Annotated in this window: 25 protein-coding genes and 1 tRNA gene; 16 read left to right on the plus strand and 10 right to left on the minus strand. The window is 52.0% G+C overall.

The genetic code is table 11. The annotated features are described in order from the left end of the window. Positions 1-362: 362 nt before the first annotated feature. The 5 genes from frdA to blc all read left to right on the plus strand — a co-directional run bounded on the left by frdA (position 363) and on the right by blc (position 4287). On the plus strand, positions 363-2159 hold the full coding sequence (frdA, locus tag AC2FC2_RS07490) for a fumarate reductase (quinol) flavoprotein subunit (protein ID WP_209634267.1): 1797 nt from the start codon (positions 363-365) through the stop codon (positions 2157-2159). Further along, positions 2152-2886 (plus strand): succinate dehydrogenase/fumarate reductase iron-sulfur subunit, encoded by a 735-nt coding sequence (locus AC2FC2_RS07495; protein WP_265556256.1) that lies wholly within the window; start codon positions 2152-2154, stop codon positions 2884-2886. The genes frdA and AC2FC2_RS07495 overlap by 8 nt, the downstream gene beginning before the upstream one ends. 15 nt (positions 2887-2901) lie before the next feature. Continuing rightward, positions 2902-3294, plus strand: a complete 393-nt coding sequence (frdC, locus tag AC2FC2_RS07500; RefSeq protein WP_209634263.1) for a fumarate reductase subunit FrdC — start codon at positions 2902-2904, stop codon at positions 3292-3294. A gap of 12 nt (positions 3295-3306) precedes the next feature. Beyond that, positions 3307-3666, plus strand: coding sequence for a fumarate reductase subunit FrdD (gene frdD / locus AC2FC2_RS07505; RefSeq protein ID WP_020824891.1), 360 nt, complete (start codon positions 3307-3309; stop codon positions 3664-3666). A gap of 87 nt (positions 3667-3753) precedes the next feature. After that, positions 3754-4287 carry an outer membrane lipoprotein Blc gene (blc, locus tag AC2FC2_RS07510; RefSeq protein ID WP_209634261.1) on the plus strand — a complete coding sequence of 178 codons (534 nt, stop codon included), beginning with the start codon at positions 3754-3756 and terminating at the stop codon, positions 4285-4287. On the opposite strand, the gene sugE is transcribed toward blc, so the two are convergent. From sugE to efp, 4 genes are all read right to left on the minus strand, one after another. Continuing rightward, positions 4281-4598, minus strand: coding sequence for a quaternary ammonium compound efflux SMR transporter SugE (sugE, locus tag AC2FC2_RS07515; RefSeq protein WP_037425920.1), 318 nt, complete (start codon positions 4596-4598; stop codon positions 4281-4283). The genes blc and sugE overlap by 7 nt on opposite strands. A 195-nt stretch (positions 4599-4793) precedes the next feature. Beyond that, positions 4794-4925, minus strand: a complete 132-nt coding sequence (locus tag AC2FC2_RS07520) for an entericidin A/B family lipoprotein (RefSeq protein WP_044553925.1) — start codon at positions 4923-4925, stop codon at positions 4794-4796. Between the two features lie 122 nt (positions 4926-5047). Beyond that, positions 5048-5176, minus strand: a complete 129-nt coding sequence (locus AC2FC2_RS07525; RefSeq protein ID WP_245209808.1) for an entericidin A/B family lipoprotein — start codon at positions 5174-5176, stop codon at positions 5048-5050. Between the two features lie 74 nt (positions 5177-5250). Beyond that, entirely contained in the window at positions 5251-5817 is a 567-nt protein-coding gene (efp, locus tag AC2FC2_RS07530; protein ID WP_209634259.1) for an elongation factor P, read from the minus strand. A gap of 42 nt (positions 5818-5859) precedes the next feature. Between efp and epmB the strand changes: the two genes are divergently transcribed. Further along, complete coding sequence (epmB, locus tag AC2FC2_RS07535) at positions 5860-6888, plus strand: EF-P beta-lysylation protein EpmB (RefSeq protein ID WP_209634257.1); 1029 nt, start codon at positions 5860-5862, stop codon at positions 6886-6888. Positions 6889-6966: 78 nt separating this feature from the next. On the opposite strand, the gene AC2FC2_RS07540 is transcribed toward epmB, so the two are convergent. From AC2FC2_RS07540 to AC2FC2_RS07555, 4 genes are all read right to left on the minus strand, one after another. Beyond that, positions 6967-7311, minus strand: a complete 345-nt coding sequence (locus AC2FC2_RS07540) for a DUF4156 domain-containing protein (protein ID WP_037425914.1) — start codon at positions 7309-7311, stop codon at positions 6967-6969. Positions 7312-7549: 238 nt separating this feature from the next. Further along, positions 7550-9196 (minus strand): chaperonin GroEL, encoded by a 1647-nt coding sequence (gene groL, locus AC2FC2_RS07545; RefSeq protein WP_037425911.1) that lies wholly within the window; start codon positions 9194-9196, stop codon positions 7550-7552. Positions 9197-9241: 45 nt separating this feature from the next. Then, positions 9242-9535 carry a co-chaperone GroES gene (locus AC2FC2_RS07550; protein ID WP_004952634.1) on the minus strand — a complete coding sequence of 98 codons (294 nt, stop codon included), beginning with the start codon at positions 9533-9535 and terminating at the stop codon, positions 9242-9244. A 185-nt stretch (positions 9536-9720) separates the two neighbouring features. After that, positions 9721-10212: an FxsA family protein gene (locus AC2FC2_RS07555; RefSeq protein ID WP_037425908.1), complete on the minus strand. Its 492-nt coding sequence runs from the start codon at positions 10210-10212 to the stop codon at positions 9721-9723. 346 nt (positions 10213-10558) lie between these two features. On the opposite strand from AC2FC2_RS07555, the gene aspA reads away from it, so the two are divergent. The 6 genes from aspA (at position 10559) to AC2FC2_RS07585 (ending at position 16526) form a co-directional block, all read left to right on the plus strand. Next, positions 10559-11995 (plus strand): aspartate ammonia-lyase, encoded by a 1437-nt coding sequence (gene aspA / locus AC2FC2_RS07560; RefSeq protein ID WP_209634255.1) that lies wholly within the window; start codon positions 10559-10561, stop codon positions 11993-11995. A gap of 247 nt (positions 11996-12242) precedes the next feature. Continuing rightward, positions 12243-13544, plus strand: a complete 1302-nt coding sequence (locus tag AC2FC2_RS07565) for an anaerobic C4-dicarboxylate transporter (protein WP_209634253.1) — start codon at positions 12243-12245, stop codon at positions 13542-13544. A gap of 125 nt (positions 13545-13669) precedes the next feature. Beyond that, a complete protein-coding gene (cutA, locus tag AC2FC2_RS07570; protein WP_037425900.1) occupies positions 13670-13993 on the plus strand; it encodes a divalent cation tolerance protein CutA in 324 nt (107 codons plus the stop codon). Next, positions 13969-15675, plus strand: coding sequence for a protein-disulfide reductase DsbD (locus AC2FC2_RS07575; RefSeq protein WP_490659027.1), 1707 nt, complete (start codon positions 13969-13971; stop codon positions 15673-15675). The genes cutA and AC2FC2_RS07575 overlap by 25 nt, the downstream gene beginning before the upstream one ends. 40 nt (positions 15676-15715) lie before the next feature. After that, the gene (locus tag AC2FC2_RS07580; protein WP_490659028.1) at positions 15716-16291 is read left to right on the plus strand and encodes a transcriptional regulator; all 576 of its coding nucleotides are present in this window, start codon (positions 15716-15718) and stop codon (positions 16289-16291) included. Positions 16292-16450: 159 nt separating this feature from the next. After that, positions 16451-16526: transfer RNA gene (locus AC2FC2_RS07585), tRNA-Phe, on the plus strand. Positions 16527-16926: 400 nt separating this feature from the next. Here AC2FC2_RS07585 and AC2FC2_RS07590 read toward each other — a convergent pair. Then, positions 16927-17673, minus strand: a complete 747-nt coding sequence (locus AC2FC2_RS07590) for a sulfite exporter TauE/SafE family protein (RefSeq protein WP_209635255.1) — start codon at positions 17671-17673, stop codon at positions 16927-16929. Between the two features lie 189 nt (positions 17674-17862). Here AC2FC2_RS07590 and actS point away from each other — a divergent pair, with 189 nt between their 5' ends. Beyond that, positions 17863-18615 carry an amidase activator ActS gene (gene actS, locus AC2FC2_RS07595; protein ID WP_209634246.1) on the plus strand — a complete coding sequence of 251 codons (753 nt, stop codon included), beginning with the start codon at positions 17863-17865 and terminating at the stop codon, positions 18613-18615. Positions 18616-18681: 66 nt separating this feature from the next. Here actS and gltP read toward each other — a convergent pair whose 3' ends face one another. Continuing rightward, complete coding sequence (gene gltP, locus AC2FC2_RS07600; RefSeq protein WP_209634244.1) at positions 18682-19998, minus strand: glutamate/aspartate:proton symporter GltP; 1317 nt, start codon at positions 19996-19998, stop codon at positions 18682-18684. Positions 19999-20809: 811 nt separating this feature from the next. On the opposite strand from gltP, the gene acs reads away from it, so the two are divergent. The 3 genes from acs to actP all read left to right on the plus strand — a co-directional run bounded on the left by acs (position 20810) and on the right by actP (position 24821). After that, positions 20810-22768 carry an acetate--CoA ligase gene (gene acs / locus AC2FC2_RS07605; RefSeq protein ID WP_265557187.1) on the plus strand — a complete coding sequence of 653 codons (1959 nt, stop codon included), beginning with the start codon at positions 20810-20812 and terminating at the stop codon, positions 22766-22768. A gap of 92 nt (positions 22769-22860) precedes the next feature. Continuing rightward, positions 22861-23172, plus strand: coding sequence for a DUF485 domain-containing protein (locus AC2FC2_RS07610; RefSeq protein ID WP_044553908.1), 312 nt, complete (start codon positions 22861-22863; stop codon positions 23170-23172). Then, positions 23169-24821, plus strand: coding sequence for a cation/acetate symporter ActP (actP, locus tag AC2FC2_RS07615; protein ID WP_209634240.1), 1653 nt, complete (start codon positions 23169-23171; stop codon positions 24819-24821). The genes AC2FC2_RS07610 and actP overlap by 4 nt, the downstream gene beginning before the upstream one ends. Positions 24822-25260 lie beyond the last annotated feature (439 nt).

Here is a 25260-nt window from a genome sequence, read left to right on the forward strand (position 1 = left end):
GGGGATGCAGTCTACTCGTATCCTGGCATGCAAACAAATTCTTAACAGCCCGGCGCCTTTAATGGCGGTATTTCCTGATAAATAATTAGCAGAAAGGTTAATAAAAGGTGAATAAACGTTAAATACCCCTTGCAGGCAATTATCCTTCCGGCTTCGAGTTAAAAGGCAAAACAATCGATCACATCAAATTTCTTCTACTTATCTTTAGGTATAGTTAATTCCACATTATTGGTGGGAGATATCTATCCTTAGTCTTTATGCAACGACAATGAACTCAATTAGTTAGCACCCGAAGAATTTTTATAAATATTAAGCATAGATATTTAATTTGCCGTTCTTAACAAGAATATTGGAGGAATGCAGTGCAAACCTTTAACGCCGATCTTGCCATTATTGGGGCCGGGGGTGCTGGTTTACGTGCAGCAATAGCCGCAGCGGAAGCCAATCCCCAACTGAAAATCGCGCTGATCTCTAAAGTTTACCCGATGCGCAGCCATACCGTGGCCGCCGAAGGGGGCTCCGCCGCCGTTACTCAGGATCACGATACCTTTGACTACCACTTTAACGACACCGTTGCCGGTGGCGACTGGTTGTGTGAACAGGACGTAGTCGACCATTTCGTTCACAACTGCCCACGTGAAATGATCCAACTTGAACAGTGGGGTTGCCCGTGGAGCCGCAAACCAGACGGTTCAGTCAACGTGCGTCGCTTCGGCGGCATGAAGATTGAACGTACCTGGTTCGCCGCCGATAAAACCGGCTTCCATATGCTGCACACCCTGTTCCAGACGTCACTCAAATACCCGCAAATCCAGCGTTTTGACGAGCACTTTGTGCTGGATATTCTGGTGGATGACGGTCAGGCCCGTGGTTTGATAGCGATGAACATGATGGAAGGCACCCGCGTGCAGATCCGTGCCAATGCGGTGATCATGGCTACCGGCGGTGCTGGACGCGTATACCGCTACAACACCAACGGCGGCATCGTTACCGGTGATGGCATGGGTATGGCGTTCCATCACGGCATACCGCTGCGCGATATGGAGTTCGTCCAATATCACCCGACCGGTTTGCCAGGCTCCGGCATTCTGATGACTGAAGGTTGCCGTGGTGAAGGCGGCATTCTGGTGAACAAAGACGGCTATCGCTATCTGCAAGACTACGGCATGGGGCCAGAAACCCCGCTGGGCGAACCGAAGAATAAATACATGGAACTGGGCCCGCGCGACAAAGTTTCTCAGGCCTTCTGGCACGAATGGCGTGCCGGCCGCACCATCCCGACACCTCGTGGTGACGTGGTCTATCTCGACCTGCGCCATTTGGGGGAAAAGAAACTGCTCGAACGCCTGCCGTTTATTTGTGAACTGGCCAAAGCCTACGTCGGCGTGGATCCGGTGAAAGACCCCATTCCGGTTCGTCCGACCGCGCACTACACCATGGGGGGTATTGAGACCGACCAAAACTGTGAGACACGCATCAAGGGGCTGTTTGCCGTTGGCGAATGTTCGTCTGTCGGTCTGCACGGCGCCAACCGGCTGGGTTCCAACTCACTGGCAGAATTAGTGGTGTTTGGCCGAGTTGCCGGTGAGCACGCCGCACGTCGGGCATTGGAAAGCGGCCCGGCCAACGGCAGTGCTCTGGATGCACAGGGCCGCGACGTCGAGACCCGTCTGAGCAACCTGATGAAACAGGAAGGTAACGAGAACTGGGCCAAAATCCGCGACGAAATGGGCATGTCGATGGAAGAAGGCTGCGGCATTTACCGCACGCCAGAGTTGATGCAAAAGACTGTCGATAAGCTGGCTGAGCTGAAAGAACGTTTCAAACGCGTAAAAATCACCGACAGTTCCAGCGTGTTCAATACCGATTTGCTGTACACCATCGAGCTGGGTTACGGGCTGGACGTCGCAGAATGCATGGCACACTCTGCCCTGAACCGCAAAGAGTCCCGCGGTGCTCACCAGCGCCTGGATGAAGGCTGTACCGAACGTGACGACGTGAACTTCCTGAAGCATACCTTAGCGTTCCATAACCCGAACGGCGCACCACGCCTGGAATACAGCGACGTGAAGATCACCAAACTGCCACCGGCCAAACGCGTGTACGGTGCTGAAGCCGAAGCACAGGATAAAAAGGATAAGGAGCAGGCAAATGGCTGAGATGAAGACCCTGAAAATCGAGGTCATGCGCTATAACCCTGAACGCGATGCCGAGCCGCATTTCGAAACCTTTGCAGTCCCTTATGACGAACAAACCTCGCTGCTCGATGCGCTGGGCTATATCAAGGATAACCTGGCGCCCGACCTGTCCTACCGCTGGTCATGCCGCATGGCGATTTGCGGTTCGTGCGGCATGATGGTCAACCGGGTTCCGAAATTGGCCTGTAAAACCTTCCTGCGCGAATACACCGACGGTATGAAAGTAGAGGCCCTGGGGAACTTCCCGATTGAACGTGATTTGGTGGTCGACATGACTCACTTTATCGAAAGTCTGGAAGCCATTAAGCCTTATATCATCGGCAATAACCGCAAACCGGAAGATGGCCCTAACGTACAAACCCCTGCGCAGATGGCCAAGTATCACCAGTTCTCTGGCTGCATCAACTGCGGTTTGTGTTACGCCGCTTGTCCGCAATTCGGCCTGAACCCAGAGTTTATTGGCCCTGCGGCGATTACCCTGGCGCATCGCTATAACCTGGATAACCGCGACCACGGCCAGAAACAGCGCATGGCGCAGCTCAACGGCCAGAACGGCGTATGGAGCTGTACCTTTGTTGGCTATTGTTCTGAAGTCTGTCCGAAGCACGTTGATCCAGCCGCTGCGATTCAGCAAGGCAAGGTAGAAAGCGCCAAAGACTTCATGATCGCCATGCTGAAGCCGCAATAAGGGAGATAAACAGCAATGACTACACAACGTAAGCCCTATGTGCGCACCATGACGCCGACCTGGTGGCAAAAACTCGGCTTTTACCGTTTCTATATGCTGCGTGAAGGGACTTCAGTACCGGCAGTCTGGTTCAGTATCGTGCTGATCTACGGCGTTTTTGCACTGAAAGGTGGAGCGGATAGTTGGGCAGGTTTCGTCGGTTTCCTGCAAAACCCACTGGTGCTGCTGATTAACATCATCGCCCTGCTGGCCGCACTGCTGCATACCAAAACCTGGTTCGACTTGGCACCGAAAGCCGCCAATATCGTGGTCAACAGCGAGAAAATGGGGCCTGGGCCTATCGTCAAAGCGCTATGGGCAGTAACGCTGCTCGCCAGCGTGGTCATCCTGGCCGTGGCCTTGCTGTAATCCGGAGGAAACATGATAAATCAAGCACCTAAACGCTCAGACGAACCGGTTTTCTGGGGATTATTCGGCGCTGGCGGCATGTGGGGGGCGATCATCGCGCCCGCTATCGTACTGCTGGTCGGCATTCTGCTGCCGCTGGGGTGGTTCCCCGGCGATGCATTAGGCTATGACCGCGTGCTGGCTTTCTGTCAAAGCCTGATCGGCCGCTTGTTCCTGCTGCTGATGATCATCCTGCCACTGTGGTGCGGTCTGCATCGTATCCATCATGCGATGCACGATTTGAAAATCCACGTGCCGGCAGGTAAATGGGTGTTCTATGGCCTGGCAGCTATCCTCAGCGTCGTCACCGTTATCGGCGTAGTAACGCTATAAAACACCGCTGGCGGCCAACGCTTATTGGCCGCCAGCTTTGCCTTTCGGCTACACTGTTTATTCACATCAGGTAAACAGGAGTAACCCATGCGTCTTCGGTCAAAGCTATGCACGATTATTCCCGCCTTCCTTTCCGCCGCGTGCAGCGTTTCCCCTCCGCAGGATATCAAAGTAGTGAATGATTTCGACAGCCAACGCTACCTCGGTACCTGGTATGAAATCGCTCGCTTTGATCACCGTTTTGAACGGGGCCTCGAGCAGGTTACCGCCAGTTACAGCCCTCGCGAAGACGGTGGCCTAAAAGTGGTTAATCGGGGTTTTAATTCGCAAAAACAACAATGGCAGGAAAGCACGGGCAAGGCCTATTTTACGGGTTCACCGCAGGTTGCCGCACTTAAGGTGTCCTTTTTTGGGCCTTTCTACGGTGGATATAACGTGATTGAGCTGGATGCGAATTACCGCTACGCCCTGGTATGCGGCCCAAACCGGGGGTATTTGTGGATACTGTCGCGCACGCCGACACTGGACACCGCCACGCGCGACAGATTAGTACAAACCGCGAAAAACAACGGCTTTGATACGGATAAGCTAATCTGGGTGAAACAACAGCAACATCAGTGACTGCTGAACTTCAACCCGAGTATGCCGACAACGATCAGGCACAGGCTGATAATGCGCGCGATATTGGTCGACTCACCCAGCAATACCATCCCCATAATTGCTGCCCCTACAGCGCCGATGCCCGTCCAGACGGCATAAGCGGTGCCCGCAGGTAGCGTTTTCATCGCGTTCGCCAACAGCACCATACTGACCACCATAGCGACAACGGTAATGATGCTCGGCGTCAGGCGGGTAAATCCATGGGTGTATTTCAGGCCGATAGCCCACACAACTTCAAGTAAACCCGCGATAAGTAAAATAATCCAAGCCATGAGACGGCCTCCATAAGTGGGGTCGTCCCCGAACAATGGCACGTAAACGGGTCGTCCCGTTCAGTTTGATGATGAATTGCGGGCAAGAAGAGCCGCCAGAGGCAGGATATCAGGCCCGTAAACGGGCAGGCAAGCAGCTTTGACGATGCGGTGGTATTCCACCGTGGGAAATACCACCAGGATCAGGAATGCGGGCTATTGCGCACTACGCTGGATGGCCTTACCGCCAGCCTGAATATCTTCGCCCACACCTTGAGTGGTATTGCATGCGGTCAATGAGGTCAAAATCATCAAAGAGAAAATCGCGATAATACTTTTCTTCAGCATAGGGAAGTCCTTATTTATCAGTGATGAAAAAATACGACTTTCTAAGCTTAGTAAATATTAGCGGGCGTTGCTGTTTAAAATGGTTTTATTTTGCACTATGACATTAGTGCATTTTATGTGTATTAGCTGGCCGTGCGCGAAATAGCGCCGCCGAGGTGCTGGACGTCCTCACCGAAGCCACGGAAAGTATTACAACTGCTAAGGGACATCAGTAACAACAGGGAGACAACGGCTAACAGAGTTTTCTTCATTATTCAGATTCTGCCAACAATATGCGGGAAGGGATAAAACAAAGGAGCCAAGTTTGGCTCCTTTGTGTTGAAACTTATTTAACGCGTGAAACGTATTCGCCAGAGCGAGTGTCAACGCGGACAACTTCGCCAATCTGTACGAACAGGGGAACCTTAACCACAGCGCCAGTGCTCAGGGTAGCAGGCTTGCCGCCGGTACCCGCAGTGTCGCCTTTCAGGCCTGGATCGGTATCAACGATTTCAGCTTCGATGAAGTTCGGCGGCTGAACCGCGATAGGACGACCGTCCCACAGGGTAACGATACATTCTGCGTTATCTTGCAGCCATTTTGCCGCATCAGATACAGTTTTTTCTTCAACACCGTGTTGCTCGAAAGTCTCAGGGTGCATGAAGTGGTAGAACTCACCGTCGTTGTACAGGTAGTTCATGTTGGTATCTACAACGTCTGCGCCTTCGCAAGAGTCAGTAGATTTGAAGGTTTTTTCAACGCGGCTGCCGGTCAGCAGACGACGCATCTTAACGCGTGCAAACGCCTGGCCTTTGCCCGGCTTGACGAACTCACTGGATTCGATGGCGTAAGGTTCACCCTCGAACATGATTTTAAGACCCGGACGGAAATCGTTGCTAGAATAAGTCGCCATGATGGCCCTCTGAATATTTAAACTGGTAGCTTAGCCAAAAAAATGGCACACATTATAACCCAAAGTACGGCATATAGAGAAGATTGGTTGCATCAACTCGCCGATGTTATTACCGATCCCGATGAATTACTGCAGCTTTTATCACTGAATACGCATCCAGAGCTGCCGCAGGGCCGCGAAGCCCGGCGCCTGTTCGCATTGCGCGTACCACGCGCCTTCGCCGCACGCATGCGTTCCGGCGATCCCGATGACCCGTTACTGCGCCAGGTTCTGACTGCCAGCGAAGAGTTCATCAATGCGCCTGGCTTCACAAACGACCCGCTGGATGAACAACGTAGTGTGGTGCCAGGCCTGCTGCACAAATACCGTAATCGTGCTTTGCTGTTGGTCAAAGGAGGCTGTGCGGTCAACTGCCGTTACTGCTTCCGCCGCCATTTTCCGTATCAGGACAACCAGGGCAACAAGGCCAACTGGCGTCAAGCGCTGGATTATATCCGCCAACACCCAGAACTGGATGAGATTATTTTCTCCGGTGGGGACCCGTTGATGGCGAAAGACCATGAGTTGGACTGGTTGATCGGTGAACTAGAAGCCATTACGCACCTGAAACGGCTGCGTATTCATACCCGCTTACCCGTCGTTATCCCTGCGCGCATTACGCCTGAGCTGTGTCAGCGGCTTTCAGTATCACGCCTACAGGTGTTGATGGTCACGCATATCAACCACGCCAATGAAATTGACCGCGAACTGCAAGCCAGCATGGCACAGCTGCGCCTGGCCGGTGTCACGTTGCTGAATCAAAGCGTGCTGCTGCGTGGTATTAATGATAATGCTGACACGCTGGCGGCACTGAGTAACGCGCTATTTGATGCAGGTATTCTACCGTACTACATCCACGTACTGGATAAGGTACAGGGAGCCGCGCACTTTATGGTCAGTGATGACGAGGCACGCGCAATCATGCAGTCTCTGCTGAGCAAAGTTTCCGGCTATATGGTGCCACGCCTCACCCGTGAAGTCGGTGGTAAGCCAAGCAAAACCCCTCTCGACCTGCACCTGATGCAAGACTGACGATGGCGGTTTATCGAGACAAAAAGAGGCATGCCTGAGCATGCCTCTTTTTTATGCCATCTTGTAAATCGTATTATGTTACGGGCACTTATAAACCTGGCCAACCATTTTGCTGTCTAATGGGGCAAAGCTTGACAGTAAGTTCTGGCTTGGGCTGGTTGCACCATAAATGACATTGCCACCCATTGCCGCCGCTTTATTACGCAGATCGTTTGCCGCACCGCGCATGGAACTACCTTCACCGCCATTACCTGACAACCAGTTGCTCTGAGTGCCGGTCACTTCGCCCACCAGCTGGCATTCTGCTGCCGGTTTGGTGTCGGTGAATTTAACCTGTTGGCCTGCAGCGGACAGTTCATTGGTGCTGCTGCAACCTGCCAGCAGTACCGCTGCCGAAAGACCCAGTAAGGCTTTAATCCGCATCTTGTTCCCCATCTATATTGAGAATTTCGCAAAAGCTTATCAGAAAGCGTTGCCATCTCTTAAGCATCCGTTGCCACTGGTGCTGGCCAACGTCTTGAGCGACAGCTGATGAAAGATCAGTTTACCAGCTAAATCAGTCCGGTCTGCAAAAATATCATCAAAAGCCGTACGACAAAGCACGCAAAAAAAACCCCGACCAATTGGCCGGGGCTTTTGCACACGCTAACGTGGGGGATGATTACATCATGCCGCCCATGCCGCCCATGCCACCCATACCGCCAGCGCCACCTAAATCAGGTGCATCGCTTTTTGGCAGGTCGGTTACCATGCATTCGGTGGTGATCATCAGGCCAGCCACAGATGCCGCGTACTGCAGAGCAGAACGGGTTACTTTGGTTGGATCCAGGATACCCATCGCGATCATGTCGCCGTATTCTTCGGTGTAAGCGTTGTAGCCGTAGCTGCCTTCGCCTGCTTTCACGTTGTTCGCAATAACAGAAGCTTCTTCACCGGCGTTGATTACGATCTGACGCAGCGGGGATTCCATCGCGCGCAGTGCAACCTTGATACCGACGTTCTGGTCTTCGTTGTCGCCTTTCAGGTTAGCGATTTTGCTTGCTACACGGATCAGTGCAACACCACCACCCGCAACCACGCCTTCTTCAACCGCAGCACGGGTTGCGTGCAGGGCATCTTCAACGCGTGCTTTCTTCTCTTTCATTTCAACTTCAGTTGCTGCGCCAACTTTGATAACGGCAACGCCGCCAGCCAGTTTAGCGACACGCTCTTGCAGTTTTTCACGATCGTAGTCAGAGGTCGCTTCTTCGATCTGCTGACGGATCTGGGTAACGCGGCCTTTGATAGTCGCTTCGTCGCCCACGCCATCGATGATGATGGTGGTGTCTTTGTTGATAACAACACGCTTAGCCTGGCCCAGGTCTTCCAGGGTCGCTTTTTCCAGCTCCAGACCGATCTCTTCAGAGATAACGGTACCGGCAGTCAGGGTAGCGATGTCCTGCAGCATGGCTTTACGACGGTCACCGAAACCAGGTGCTTTAACCGCAGCCACTTTCACGATGCCGCGCATGGTGTTAACCACCAGGGTAGCCAGCGCTTCGCCTTCAACATCTTCAGCAATGATCAGCAGTGGTTTGCCCGCTTTCGCTACGGCTTCCAGTACTGGCAGCATTTCACGGATGTTGGAGATTTTCTTGTCAGCCAGCAGGATGAACGGGCTTTCCAGTTCAATAGAACCTGTTTCTGGTTTATTGATGAAGTATGGAGACAGGTAACCACGGTCGAACTGCATACCTTCAACCACGTCCAGCTCGTCTTGCAGGCCAGTGCCTTCTTCAACGGTGATGACGCCTTCTTTACCGACTTTTTCCATCGCTTCTGCAATCAGTTTACCCACGGTTTCGTCGGAGTTTGCAGAGATAGTGCCTACCTGAGCGATAGCTTTGGAGTCAGAGCAAGGTACGGACAGTTTTTTCAGCTCTTCAACAGCAGCGATAACCGCTTTGTCGATGCCGCGCTTCAGATCCATCGGGTTCATGCCGGCAGCGACTGCTTTCAGGCCTTCGGTGATGATGGATTGAGCCAGTACGGTTGCAGTGGTGGTACCGTCGCCTGCCGCGTCGTTCGCTTTAGAGGCAACTTCTTTCACCATTTGCGCACCCATGTTTTCAAACTTGTCTTCCAGTTCGATCTCACGAGCAACAGATACGCCATCTTTAGTGATGGTAGGAGCGCCGAAGGATTTATCCAGCACTACGTTACGGCCTTTCGGGCCCAGGGTCACTTTCACTGCATCAGCGAGAACATTCACACCGCGGAGCATTTTCACGCGAGCGTCATTGCCGAATTTTACGTCTTTAGCTGCCATTGGTATTTCCCTTCAACTCGTTCAGTTCAGAAGATAAAAGCGTAATTACGCTTCAACAATTGCCAGAATGTCGCTTTCGGACATGATCAACACTTCTTCATTGTCGATCTTCTCTGCTTTCACGCCGTAGCCGTCGTTGAAAATCACGATATCGCCAACTTTGACATCCAGCGGCTGGATGTTGCCGCTTTCCAGAACACGTCCTTTACCAACTGCAACTACTTCACCACGAGTAGATTTACCCGCTGCAGAGCCAGTCAGAACGATGCCGCCAGCAGATTTTGATTCAACTTCTTTGCGCTTGACGATAACGCGGTCATGCAATGGACGAATACTCATTGAACGCTCTCCTGTAAGAAGGTCTCTATCAGATTTAGGGTTGTCACCGGATTGTGATTACCGGCCTCGTGGAATTTGAAATGGGGGCATTCCATTCCCCTTCAAGGGGCCGGCCAAAAAAATTTTCGCTTTTAATGGCAATACTGGGCTACCGATACAAAAAACGCGGCCTGAGCCGCGTTTTTTCAGCGATCGTTACGCTTGTCATGATCGTCAGGTTGGTGATCCAACGTATAACGATCGTCATTCTTACGCTGAAACTCACCGTCGAAAGTGTTGCCATTAGCAGCGTCGCCCCCTTGCCCCCAACCGCCTGGGCGGTAGACGGACAGATGCGGCATCAACTTAAGCGTCAGCGACTTCTGCACGGGCGGCAGCAGCAACAACAGACCGAGGAAGTCGGTAAAAAACCCTGGGACAAGCAGCAGGAAACCCGCCAGCACCAGCGAAACACTCTTCACCATTTCCGCTGCCGGGCTTTCACCGGCAGCCAGTTTCTGTTGCATTTGCATGAAGGTTTTCATGCCCTGATTGCGTACCAGCGAAATGCCGACGCAGGAGGTGAACACCACCAGCAACAGAGTAATTGCCACACCCAATACGGCGGCAACTTTGATAAATAAAGATATTTCTATGTAAGCCAACAGAAATATCAGCAGTAACGGTAACCAGCGCACCTGGTTCTCCTCTGGTAGCGTTGCGTAGCCGCACACTGGCGACGACGCGGAAAAAGAGGCCGGTAAACGGCCGACCTCAATACAATGGGGTCAGCCGGTAGCCATTTCAACCAAAGACCCTTTTTTATTGCTAAAGTGAGTAAACGTGAATGAGATCACAGAACACGAAACACGTGATTTAAGAAGGCCCAGAAGGTGATCTGGATTCAGTCATTTATTACTAACCAGCATATGATCTGGGCAGCAACGGGCACTATGGTTAATCGTTTCACGCCTGAAGCCTTCGGCAACATAATTTGGTTACCTGACAATTAATTAATTCGGCAGCAATTTAAAGAAGGTTCTCATGTCAAATAACATTCGTATCGAAGAAGACCTGTTAGGAACACGTGAAGTCCCCGCAGAAGCCTATTACGGTGTTCACACTCTGCGTGCGATTGAAAACTTCTATATCAGCAACAGCAAAATCAGTGATGTGCCCGAATTTGTTCGTGGCATGGTGATGGTAAAAAAAGCCGCAGCGATGGCGAATAAAGAACTAAAAACCATTCCGCGCAAAATCGCTGATGTCATCATCCAGGCCTGTGATGAAGTGCTGGATAAAGGCAAATGCATGGACCAGTTCCCAGTAGACGTGTTCCAGGGCGGCGCCGGCACGTCTCTGAACATGAATACCAACGAAGTACTGGCGAACATCGGCCTGGAACTGATGGGGCATCAGAAAGGGGAATATCAATACCTGAACCCTAACGACCACCTCAACAAATGCCAATCCACTAACGACGCCTACCCAACCGGTTTCCGCATTGCCGTTTATGCCTCCAACCAAAAGCTGATCGACGCCATCAACCAACTGCGCGAAGGTTTTGACCATAAAGCCAAGGAATTTGAAAACATCCTGAAAATGGGGCGTACCCAACTGCAGGATGCCGTCCCTATGACGTTGGGTCAGGAATTCCACGCTTTCAGCGTTTTGCTGAAAGAAGAAACCCGCAACTTGCATCGCACTGCTGAGCTCTTGCTGGAAGTGAACCTGGGTGCCACCGCGATTGGTACGGCGCTCAACACGCCTGAAGGCTACCCACAATTGGCCGTACAGAAACTGGCAGAGGTCAGTAACTTGCCGGTCGTGCCCGCCGAAGATTTGATCGAAGCCACCTCAGACTGCGGCGCTTATGTGATGGTACACAGCGCACTGAAACGCCTGGCGGTTAAACTGTCTAAAATCTGTAATGACCTGCGCCTGCTGTCTTCAGGCCCTCGTGCCGGCTTGAACGAGATCAACCTGCCGGAACTGCAGGCAGGCTCCTCAATCATGCCAGCCAAGGTGAACCCGGTTGTACCGGAAGTGGTCAATCAAGTGTGTTTCAAGGTGATTGGCAACGACACTTGCGTTACCATGGCGGCCGAAGCAGGCCAACTGCAGTTGAACGTGATGGAACCGGTCATTGGCCAGGCCATGTTCGAGTCTATCCATATACTGACCAACGCATGTTATAACCTGCTGGAAAAATGCATTAACGGCATCACCGCGAATAAAGAAGTGTGCGAACACTACGTCTTCAATTCTATCGGTATCGTCACCTATCTGAACCCGTTCATTGGCCACCATAATGGTGACATCGTCGGGAAGATCTGCGCCGAAACAGGTAAAACCGTACGTGAAGTCGTATTGGAACGCGGTCTGCTGACGGAAGCCGAGCTGGATGACATCTTCTCCGTGGAGAACTTGATGCACCCGGCCTATAAAGCCAAACGCTATACGGATGAAAATGAACAATAGCAGATACACCCGGTAGCCCAAAAAGGCACGCTAAATCCCCTGGATAGCGTGCCTTTTTACTTTCCATCGCCCACAAAAATTTAACTTTTTATTTTCAATTTACACCCAAAATAATTGGGGCTGCATCAAGGCGGCAAGAGGGAATCCCAAGAGCTTACTCAAATAAGTGACTGGGGTGAGCACTGACAGCCAACGCAGATGCGGCTTTAAAAATGCAGGGTATAGCTCACTTTAAGGAGTAGACACTATGTTAGCCGTAGAATTGGTTATCGTTCTGCTGGCCATTTTTTTAGGGGCCAGGCTGGGCGGTATCGGAATTGGATTTGCAGGCGGACTCGGGGTTTTGGTCTTGGCGCTGATTGGCGTGAAGCCAGGTAGCATCCCTTTCGACGTGATTTCCATCATCATGGCTGTGATTGCCGCGATCTCGGCAATGCAGGTCGCGGGCGGTATGGATTACCTGGTGCAGCAAACTGAAAAACTGCTGCGCAAGAATCCAAAACACATCACGATCTTAGCGCCGATCGTCACCTATTTTCTGACCATCTTCGCCGGTACCGGCAACATCTCTCTTTCCGCACTGCCCGTCATTGCAGAAGTGGCGAAAGAACAGGGCATTAAGCCTTGCCGCCCGCTGTCTACCGCAGTGGTTTCCGCTCAAATTGCCATCACTGCATCCCCCATTTCGGCGGCTGTAGTTTACATGTCTTCCGTGATGGAAGGCCACGGCGTCAGCTATCTGCACCTGCTGATGGTGGTCATGCCTTCAACCTTCTGTGCCGTACTGGTGATGTCGTTGCTGGTGAGCTGGCTGTTCGACTCTAAATTGTCTGACGACCCGGTTTACCTGAAACGCCTTGAAGAAGGTCTGGTGACACTGCGCGGCAACAAGGTAATGGAAATCAAACCGCGGGCCAAAGTCTCGGTATTGCTGTTCCTGCTGGGCGTGTTGTGCGTGGTAGCCTACGCCATCATCAACAGCCCAGGCTTGGGCCTGGTGGCAAAACCCTTGATGAACACCACCAATGCGATTTTGATCATCATGCTGAGCGTCGCCACCCTGACGACCCTGCTGTGTCGCGTCGATACTGATGCAGTGCTGAACTCCAGCACCTTCAAGGCCGGTATGAGCGCCTGTATCTGTATTCTGGGCGTAGCCTGGTTGGGCGATACTTTCGTGCAGGCCAATATTGATTGGATCAAAGAGACAGCGGGTAGCGTGATTCAGTCACACCCATGGCTGCTGGCAGTGATCTTCTTCTTCTGCTCTGCGCTGCTGTACTCTCAGGCCGCCACTGCCAAGGCATTGATGCCAATGGCGCTGGCGCTGAATGTATCCCCCTTGACCGCCGTGGCATCCTTCGCTGCCGTCTCGGGCCTGTTCATCCTGCCGACCTACCCTACGCTGGTCGCGGCAGTGCAGATGGATGACACCGGCACAACGCGCATTGGGCGCTTTGTCTTTAACCACCCGTTCTTTATCCCCGGCACCATCGGCGTGATATTGGCGGTGCTATTCGGCTTCCTGCTGGGCGGCGTAATGCTGTAATGCTCTCACCGGGGCTTACCGCCCCGGTTTCCTCCAACCCTGCCCCACTGGCGATAAACTCGCCTTCTAGCCAACCGTCCTTCAAGGTATAGTGCCCACTGATAATTTGGATGAGAGGGCCGAAGATGTCTGACTGCGAAGCTATCGTCATACTCTGCACCGCACCCGATGAGGCCACGGCACAAGACCTGGCAGCCCGGGTATTGGGAGAAAAGCTGGCGGCCTGCGCCACGCTGCTACCCGGCGCATCATCGTTGTACTACTGGGAAGGGAAACTGGAGCAGGAGTACGAAGTGCAAATGCTGTTCAAAAGCGATCGCCACCACCAAGACGCCCTGCTCAACTACTTGAAACAACATCACCCGTACCAAACGCCCGAGCTACTGGTACTGCCGGTGATGGCTGGAGATAAAGACTACCTGTTATGGATCAACGCCTCATTAAATTGATATTCCTGCTTTGCAGCCTGTTTTTTTTGCCACAGGCGGCTCAGGCCTCGTTGTTCACCCAAAAGGGTGGCAGCCAATTCGTGCCCGTCGATCAGGCATTTGCCTTTGATTTTAAGCAGCAAGGCCACCAGCTCACGCTAAACTGGCAAATCCGCCCCGGATATTACCTGTACCGCCAGCAGATCAAACTGGTACCACAGCAGGCGACGTTAGGCGCCTTTACGCTGCCTGCCGGGCTGAGCCATAAAGATGAGTTCTTCGGCGAAGTGGCCATTTTCAAGCAGCAGCTTACTCTGCCCATTCCCCTGCGGCAGGCTGCCAGTGGCGCCAGTGTGAGTGTGACTTATCAGGGCTGCGCCGAAGCGGGTTTCTGCTACCCACCGGAAACACGGGTGATCCCTTTGGATGCCGTAAGTGCCGTCACCGCGCCGCCTGCCGTTGCGCCTGAAGCACCTGTGCCGGCTGGTCTGCCATTTTCCCCGCTGTGGGCACTGCTGATTGGTATTGGTATTGCCTTTACCCCCTGTGTACTGCCGATGTACCCCTTGATTTCCGGCATCATCCTTGGGCGAGAAAAACCGCACAGCAGTGGACGCATACTGGCACTGGCGGTGGTGTATGTTCAGGGCATGGCGCTGACCTACACCCTGCTGGGTTTAGTGGTTGCGGCCGCCGGGCTACAGTTCCAGGCAGCACTGCAACACCCCTATGTTCTCATCGGCCTGTCGATACTGTTTATCGCTTTGGCTTTGTCGATGTTCGGTCTGTATTCGCTGCAGTTGCCGTCTTCACTGCAAACACGGCTAGCGGGCTGGAGCAACACCCAACAAGGCGGCTCTCTGCCTGGCGTGTTCCTGATGGGTGCGCTGGCTGGGCTGATTTGTTCTCCCTGCACTACCGCGCCGCTCAGCGCTATCCTGCTGTACATTGCCCAAAGCGGTAACATGTGGGCAGGCGGCGGTACGTTGTACCTCTATGCGTTAGGCATGGGTATCCCGCTGGTGCTGGTGACCCTGTTCGGCAATCGCCTGTTGCCGCGCAGCGGCCCATGGATGCAGTATGTCAAAGAAGCCTTTGGCTTTGTGATCCTGGCACTGCCTGTATTCTTGCTGGAACGTGTCATTGGCGAGCCATGGGGGCTACGGTTGTGGAGCCTGCTCGGCCTGGCGTTCTTTGGTTGGGCATTCACGTTGAGTCTGAAAACCTCCCGCGGCTGGGGGCGTGCATTGCAATTACTCCTGCTGGCAGCGGCAGTGATTACTGCACGCCCGCTCCAAGACTGGGCGTTTGGTGCCAATAGCGCACAGCAAGCTGCAGTGCAACATTTGAAGTTCACACGTATTAGTAACGTAGAAGAGCTCAATCTTGCGCTGCAACAGGCGCAAGGGAAGCCAGTAATGCTGGATCTGTACGCTGATTGGTGTGTAGCCTGCAAGGAGTTCGAAAAGTACACCTTCAGCGATACCGCGGTTCAGACTACGCTTTCCAACACAGTGCTACTGCAGGCCGATGTGACCGCCAACAATACCGAGCAGGTCGCGCTTCTCAAACACCTAAAAGTCTTGGGATTACCGACAATTCTGTTCTTTAATGGTGTCGGGCAAGAGTTAACAAACCAACGAGTAACCGGATTTATGGATGCAACGGCGTTCAACGCGCATTTGCAGAAAGTGGTGCAATAAATAACACTGAATTTCAGAACCGAATTTGGAGGGAGCACAAGTGCAACGTGAACACGTTCTTGATACGGCACTGGGGCTGTTAGAACAACAGGGCCTGGCGACCGCCACACTAGAAATGCTGGCAGATAAACTCGACGTGCAACCGGGTGACCTAAAGCGATTCTGGCCGGATCGCGAAGCATTGTTGTATGACTGCCTGCGTTATCACGGTCAGCAAATTGACACCTGGCGCCGCCAACTCTTGCTGGACGAAACCCTGAGCCCACAGCAAAAACTGCTGGCGCGATATGACGTTCTGGAAGAATACGTCAAAAATGACCGCTACCCGGGTTGCCTGTTTATTGCCGCCTGCAGTTTCTTCCCAGAGGTGGACCACCCGATCCACCAGCTAGCGGAACAGCAGAAGCTGACATCGTTGGATCTGACCCGTGATCTACTCCGTGAAATGGACGCCGATGACGCCGACATGGTGGCACAGCAGATGGAGCTGATTCAGGAGGGTTGCCTGAGTAAACTGCTGGTAAAACGTCAGCTACAGGACGTATCTGTCGCTAAGCGACTGGCGGAAGACATCTTACAGGTGGCCCAGTGCCGCAGAAACGGGGCATTAAGCTGAATTCACTCCCGGCGGCACACAGCCGCCGCAGAGCGTCGACAGTTTTGGACCAAATTTCACGCCCTTTGACCGAAAAGCCAGCAACCAGACGCATTTTGCCTGATTTCGTTGAGAAAGCCGTTGACTGCCTTCGGCCAATACGGTTTAATGCTGCGCGTTGCCCGGATAGCTCAGTCGGTAGAGCAGGGGATTGAAAATCCCCGTGTCCTTGGTTCGATTCCGAGTCCGGGCACCACTATTTAGAAGAACCCGCCTATGGCGGGTTTTTTGCTTTCCGAGATACGGACTCTCCATCGAACTCCGTTCGATTATTCGGCCACAGGCCTCACCCTACGGGCCAACGCTAAAGCGTTGTTCAACACGGCGCCAGCGCCGGTTGTCCGAGTCCGGGCACCACTATTTAGAAGAACCCGCCTATGGCGGGTTTTTTGCTTTCTGAGATACGGACTCTCCATCGAACTCCGTTCGATTATTCGGCCACAGGCCTCACCCTGCGGGCCAACGCTAAAGCGTTGTTCAACACGGCGCCAGCGCCGGTTGTCCGAGTCCGGCACCCTATTTAGAAGAACCCGCCTATGGCGGGTTTTTTGCTTTCTGAGATTCGGACTTTCCATCGACCAGCCACGCGATCATTGTTAACTAAAGTACCTGACAATCAGCATGGTCCCCGAAGCCAGCAAAATAATATTGATAATCCTGAGGAACTGCTCACGCGACATTCTGAGGGTGAAATGCCGACCCAAGGTAATACCCACCAACATTCCCGGCACCAGCGCTAATGCCAACAATAATAAGTCCACATCCAGATAAACACCGGCAACAGCAAAAATGATCACACGGGTCAGAGTGCTCAGACCAATCAGCGTGGTCTGAGTTATGCGAAAAGCCTCTTTTTTTTCAATTCGACCACTGAGATAGATCGCGTAAATAAAGCCGCCGCTCCCGAAAAGTGCGCTGAATATCCCCCCAATCAAACCAAAGGGCACTGAAGCCTTGGGCGACAATTGCCGAACCGGTTTTACGCCACTGAGAGAATAGACAGCGTAAAACACGACAAAAATCCCCAACGCCAGCAACAGTATCTCTGGCCGGGACTTCAGCAAGATAGCCGCCCCCAACAGGCTGCCGATGACCATCAATGGCACCAGCCGTTTCAATTCCGACCATTGCGCATTACGCCCATCACGACTGACATTGATAACAGCCGCACACATATCCAACAGCGCCAACAAAGGGACAATTTTCGCCACCGGAATATAAAGCGCCATCACAGGACTGGCGATCAGCGCAGAGCCAAAACCAGCGATGCCAAAGATGACATAAGCCACTAATAATGTGCCTGCCAGTACCAGATAACTCGAGAGCGTTAAGGTATCGTACATATTATTTTTTCCAATCCATGAAAATTCTTGAGCTGCACGAGAAATGCCGTGTCTTAGCGGGCTCAGCTCGCTGCAGCCCAAGTCCTGAAAAAACTTAGCCTATGGCGGCGTTTTTGACCACCTGACCGTTGGTGTTACTATATGTAGATCACTATCAAGCGCGACGACGTTTAAGGACGATATTTGAGTATGGGAAGCACATTCGCTGTATGGCGGCTGATCGCCGTGTGCGTGGTCAGTCTGGGATTATTGGGGTGCGGCTCCGGAAAAAAATCGAACAGCTACAACCGCGATTATGATCAATTAGCCAGAGGCAGCTATAACGGCAACACCTATACCGTCAAGCGCGGCGATACGCTGTTTTATATTGCCTGGATCACCAACAGCGAAGTCAGTGAGTTAGCCCGACGCAATAAAATTCCCAAACCTTACAACCTCGAGATTGGCCAAAAGCTGGCGTTAAATAACGCGACGGCGAAGAAAGGCAAATCGCGCAAAACACAATCCACCAGCCAAATCGCAGCAGTGGCACCACCTCCAATCCGCAGCAGCATTAAATGCTGGCGTTGGCCAACTCAGGGCAATATCGTCAGTAAGTATTCTACGGCAGACGGCGGTAACAAAGGCATTGATATTGCCGGTAACCGTGGCCAGCCCGTGTTTGCGGCAGCCAAAGGTCGCGTGGTGTACGTTGGCAATCAGCTGCGAGGTTATGGCAACCTGATTATGATCAAACACAATGATGAGTACATCAGTGCCTATGCCCATAACAATACGCTGCTGGTTAGCAACGCTCAGGAAGTAAAAGCCGGACAGAAAATTGCCACCATGGGGAGTACGGGCACCGACAAGGTGATGCTGCACTTCCAAATCCGTTATCGTGCCACCGCATTGGATCCGCTCCGCTTCTTGCCAGCTCAAGGCACTGCACCTGCCTGCTGATTCCTCACCGGAATAAAGACAAAAAACCCGCACAAGGCGGGTTTTTCATAGCAAACCAAGTGGCTGTTAAGACTCTTTGACCTGCTTGACGTCACCGGACAAGAACGCCTGCTCGTAAGCACGCGCCTTTTTACTGTCGAACTGGTGCTCCCATTTTGCGACCACCAGTACTGCCAATGCATTGCCCACTACATTCAGAGCCGTACGCGCCATATCCAGGATACGGTCAACGCCGGCAATAAATGCCAATCCTTCCAGTGGGATCCCCACACTGCCCAGTGTTGCCAGCAGCACCACAAAGGAAACGCCCGGCACGCCGGCAATGCCCTTCGAGGTCAGCATCAACGTCACCACCAAGACGACTTCCTGCCCCAGGGAGAGCTCAATTCCGTACAGCTGTGCAATAAAGATGGCCGCAATGCTTTGGTACAGCGTAGAACCGTCCAAATTGAAAGAGTAACCGGTCGGCACCACAAAGCTGGTGATGGCTTTCGGTGCGCCATACGCTTCCATCTTTTCAATGATACGCGGCAGTACCGTTTCAGAACTGGCGGTGGAGAAGGCCAGGATCAATTCATCTTTCAGGATGCGAATCAGCGTCCAAATACGCAGATTGCACAACCGGGCCACTGCACCCAGCACTACCAAGGCAAAAAAGGCTATGGCGAAATACACCAGCAAGACCAACTTGGCCAACGGCAACAATGAGGCAAAGCCAAAGTTGGCGACCGTCACTGAGATCAGACCAAACACCCCGATCGGCGCATAGCGCATGATCATATGGGTCACTTTGAACATGCTTTCGGAAATGGCTTTAAATACCTTCAGCAACGGCTCTTTGGTTTCTTTGGGTAATGACGACAAACCAAGACCAAACAACACCGAGAAGAAGATAATCGGTAGCATGTCGCCTTTTGCCATTGAGGCAAAGACGTTTGAGGGAATCAACGACAAAATGGTCGCCACCAGGCTATGTGAACCACTTTGTACCTGTTCCGTGGTTTTTTCATATTGCGAGATATCGACCGCAGTCAGCGTCGACATATCGATGCCATGGCCGGGTTGAAAAACATTAGCTAACGTCAGCCCCACAACGATGGCAATCGTTGTGATCACTTCGAAGTAAATAATGGTTTTCAATCCGAGCCGACCTAACTTCTTCGCATCCCCTACCCCGGCGATGCCCACAACCAATGTCGAAATAACAATCGGGACCACAATCATCTTAATCAAGCGAATAAATATATCACCAGCCGGACTAAGAATATTACTGACCAACCACTCACGTGACTCGCTTTGATTATGGAGCACCGCCCCGACAATAATACCCAGCACCAGTGCGATAAGGATTTGCCAAGCAAGACTGACTTTTACACTTTTCATACCCAAAAAGTCCTCAAAGGCTCTTTTCGTCGTATTTATCTTAACGCGACGAAAAAAGCACTTAATCATTTAATACAGGCTTATGTTAATAACCAAGAAGCGATCACCTGCCCTTAATGTGCCGCTATCTAAATCTGTACCATCTGAGTGGCATGATCTGCAAGCCTTGTTTTATATGACTTTAGTGCAAAATTTAATCTAAAGTAAGTTTGGCATTCATTTCAAGCCACATAACTTGTTGTTATTAACAGCATAATTTTATGTGATAGGCATCACAAAATTATCGTGCGTCGAGATATTTAAAATCAGAAAATATGCGTTAATTTTGCATATTTAGTCCAACAAGGATGTTTATATTATGTTGCGTAAAGGTTTTAAAAATGAGAATTATCCGGAATGGATAATAAGTATCGGTAATTAATAACGACCCAAAAGTGATTGTTTGTTATAAATACCCTCTGACAAGCAAAACATTAATATCAACATCGAATATTAATGAAAATCTATGTTCCATAATGGTTTAAAAGAGCGTTAATTCAGTCGGTGGTATATCTACTATTCTCTATAGAAAGAATTTATCGCCGAAGTGTTTATTCTTTTTAGTTCTTTAGATCGCGTTTTCTGACTAAAAGCTCCTATCTAACCCTTTTCTCCCACCAAGCAGGCAGATGCCCAACGCAAATGAGGCAGAACTATTACAAATCAATATCTTCGTTGCGTGATCTGCCGCGCAAAAAAGAAACAAAGAATCGGAGCAAACTATACTTAACCTTCAGTTGACATATCATTAACAACTTCAAGGAGAAAAGCTATGAGCCAAGTGCATAAACACGCTATTCCTTCTGCAATTGCAGAACACGCCCTGATTAATCCGACACAATATCAACAATATTATCAACAGTCTGTGCAAGACCCAGAAGCCTTCTGGGGCGAACAGGGAAAAATCCTGGATTGGATGAAACCCTATAGCCGGGTAAAGAATACTTCATTCGATCCGGGCCATATCAGCATCCGCTGGTTTGAGGACGGTACGCTAAACCTGGCGGCCAACTGCCTCGATCGCCATCTGGCCGAACGCGGTGACCAAACGGCGATTATCTGGGAAGGTGACGATCCTACCCAGTCAAAACAAGTGACATACAAACAACTGCATCACGATGTCTGCCAATTCGCCAACGTGCTGAAAAAGCTGGGTGTCAAAAAAGGCGACGTCGTAGCTATCTATATGCCAATGGTGCCTGAAGCCGCTGTCGCCATGCTGGCCTGTGCCCGAATAGGGGCCGTGCATTCGGTTATCTTTGGCGGTTTCTCACCGGAAGCGGTAGCCGGCCGTATTATCGACTCTAATTCCAAGTTGGTTATCACCGCTGATGAAGGTCTGCGCGCCGGACGTGCCGTGCCGCTGAAGAAAAATGTCGATGATGCGCTAAAGAATCCAGGTGTGAAAAGCATCACCAATGTCGTCGTGTTCCAGCGCACCGGCAAACCAGGCTACTGGCAGGAAGGGCGTGACCTGTGGTGGCATGAACTTACCCAAGGTGTTTCAGCCGATTGCCCACCAGAAGAGATGAATGCGGAAGATCCGCTGTTTATCCTTTATACCTCCGGCTCGACCGGTAAACCCAAGGGCGTGCTGCACACTACCGGCGGTTATCTGGTGTATGCCGCAATGACCTTTAAGTATGTGTTTGATTACCATGATGGCGACGTGTACTGGTGCACCGCCGATGTTGGCTGGGTCACTGGGCACAGTTATCTGTTATATGGCCCACTCGCCTGCGGTGCCATTACCCTGATGTTTGAAGGGGTCCCGAATTACCCTGGCGTAAACCGTCTGTCTCAGGTCATCGACAAACATCAGGTCAATATCCTGTACACCGCGCCGACGGCCATACGCGCCCTGATGGCTGAAGGTGACAAGGCGATTGAAGGCACCAAGCGCGACTCACTGCGCATCATGGGGTCGGTCGGTGAGCCAATCAACCCAGAAGCCTGGGAGTGGTATTACAATAAAATCGGCAACGGTAAATGCCCGATCGTCGACACCTGGTGGCAGACAGAAACCGGTGGTTTTATGATCACGCCACTGCCTGGAGCCACCGAGTTAAAAGCAGGGTCCGCGACGCGGCCATTCTTTGGCGTACAGCCCGCGCTGGTTGATAACATAGGTACACTGCAGGAAGGTGCCTGTGAAGGTAATCTGGTGATCACCGATTCCTGGCCTGGCCAGGCACGTACTCTGTTTGGTGATCACGATCGCTTCGAGCAAACTTACTTCTCCACCTTTAAAGGCATGTATTTCAGCGGGGACGGCGCACGCCGTGACGAGGATGGCTATTACTGGATCACCGGCCGCGTCGACGACGTGCTGAACGTATCCGGCCACCGTTTGGGCACTGCCGAGATCGAATCAGCTCTGGTCTCACACCCGAAAATCGCTGAAGCCGCAGTAGTGGGTATCCCCCATAACATTAAAGGCCAGGCGATTTACGCCTATATCACACTGAATCATGGCGAAGAACCTTCACCAGAGCTCTATACCGAAGTACGTAACTGGGTACGCAAAGAGATAGGGCCGATCGCCACGCCGGATGTACTGCACTGGACAGACTCCCTGCCCAAGACGCGTTCCGGCAAGATCATGCGCCGCATCCTGCGCAAAATTGCCGCTGGCGATACCAGCAACCTGGGGGACACCTCAACGCTGGCTGATCCGGCTGTAGTCGACAAGCTGTTGGAAGAAAAACAATCAATGAAAGTGCCGTCATAATTTACGCCGCCTCTGGCCGATCAAAGGGGAAATAACCCGATGATCGGCTTCAAGCGCGGCGCATTCGTTCAATACCTACTGGAGACACTCTGATGAATGACACCATTTATCAAGGGATTGAGGAAAACCCGCGCTTTATAGAGCTGGTGCGTAAACGTAGCCGATTTGCCTGGCTGCTCTCGTTGATTACGCTCGCGCTGTATGTTGGCTTTATTCTATTGATCGCTTTCGATCCTCAGTGGTTGGGTACACCGATCGCAGAAGGATCGACCATTACCCGTGGGATCCCGGTAGGCGTTGGCCTGATCGTGATCTCTTTTGTACTCACTGGGATCTACGTATTTCGCGCCAACGGCGAATTCGATCGCCTGACTGCAGAAGTTCTGCGTGAGGTGAAGAAATGAAGCGTTTACTGTCTGCCGCTACTCTGATGGCCCTACCGGGCATGGCCTTTGCCGATGCCATTGGTGGTGAAGTAAAGCGCCAACCGTTGAACATACAGGCGATCGTCATGTTCGTGCTGTTTGTTGGCGCCACGCTTTACATCACCTATTGGGCTTCCAAACGCACCCGTTCGCGCCAGGATTACTACACCGCTGGCGGGAAAATTACCGGCCTGCAAAACGGCCTGGCTATTGCTGGCGACTTTATGTCGGCAGCCTCTTTCCTCGGTATTTCCGCACTGGTGTATACCTCAGGCTATGACGGGCTGATTTACTCCATCGGCTTCCTGATCGGTTGGCCAATCATTTTGTTCCTGATTGCAGAACGCCTGCGTAACCTGGGTCGTTATACCTTTGCGGATGTAGCATCCTACCGCCTGAAACAAAAACCGATCCGCACGCTCTCCGCCTGCGGCTCTTTGGTGGTGGTAGCGCTATACCTGATTGCGCAAATGGTGGGTGCCGGCAAACTGATCCAGTTGTTGTTCGGCCTGAACTACCATGTCGCCGTCATCTTGGTCGGCATTCTGATGGTGTTGTACGTACTGTTCGGCGGCATGCTGGCCACCACCTGGGTGCAGATTATCAAAGCGGTATTACTGTTGGCAGGCGCCAGCTTTATGGCACTGATGGTAATGAAATCGGTTAATTTCGACTTCAATACCCTGTTTGCCGAAGCCGTGAAGGTACATCCGAAAGGTATCGCCATTATGAGTCCAGGAGGACTGGTCTCTGATCCTATTTCAGCGCTTTCTTTAGGGTTAGCTCTGATGTTTGGTACCGCCGGTCTGCCGCATATTCTGATGCGTTTCTTTACCGTCAGTGATGCAAAAGAGGCCCGTAAGAGCGTGTTCTATGCCACCGGTTTTATTGGTTATTTTTATATCCTGACCTTTATTATCGGCTTCGGTGCCATTCTGTTAGTTAGCCCGAACCCAGCGTTCAAAGACGCTACCGGGGCGCTGCTGGGCGGAACCAATATGGCAGCAGTGCATTTGGCCAATGCCGTGGGCGGCAACTTCTTCCTCGGCTTTATCTCAGCCGTCGCCTTTGCCACCATTCTGGCGGTAGTTGCCGGCCTGACCCTGGCGGGAGCCTCTGCGGTATCCCATGATTTGTACGCCAGCGTGATTAAAAACGGCAAAGCGACTGAACGTGACGAACTGCGGGTTTCCAAGATTACCGTGGTGGTCTTGGGTATCGTGGCGATAGCGCTGGGGATTTTGTTTGAGAAACAGAATATTGCCTTTATGGTCGGGTTGGCCTTCTCAATCGCGGCCAGTTGCAACTTCCCGATTATCATTCTTTCAATGTATTGGTCACGTCTGACGACCCGTGGCGCCATGATTGGCGGCTGGTTAGGGTTGTTGACGGCTGTGATCTTGATGATCCTCGGCCCAACGATCTGGGTGCAAATCCTCGGTCATGAGAAACCCATTTATCCGTATGAATATCCGGCATTGTTCTCGATGATCGTGGCCTTTGTCGGCACTTGGCTGTTCTCGGTTACCGACAGTTCTCTGGCCGGACAGCAAGAACGTGAGCGCTTCCGTGCCCAGTTTGTTCGTTCGCAAACCGGATTGGGGATCTCACAAGGTAGCTCGCATTAACGAATAATAAGTGAAAAAAGCAAACACACCCTAATCAAAGGCCCTTCGGGGCCTTTTCTCTTGGCGGATGATGACTGGCGCGGCTACTGGAGAGGTATCTGTACCAAAGGCGCAGCGTAGGTGCGTAATCTTTTTCTTTCGCACACAGCAAAAAGGCCATCCTTACGGATGGCCTTTTTGCTTAATTGATGCCTGGCAGTGTCCTACAATACTCGTCTCATCCTGAGACTCACCCCTGCGGGGCCGCCGCCAGAGGCGTTAAAGCCCGTTCCCGACGGGCTTTTCGCATGCCCATGCTCGACCAGAACACCATGCAGCAGACAAAACAAAAAGCCCTACGTTTTCACGTAGGGCTTTTTGTTTTAATTGATGCCTGGCAGTGTCCTACTCTCGCATGGGGAGACCCCACACTACCATCGGCGCTACGGCGTTTCACTTC

The organism is Serratia sp. CoH_122_TC_1 (assembly GCF_058191755.1).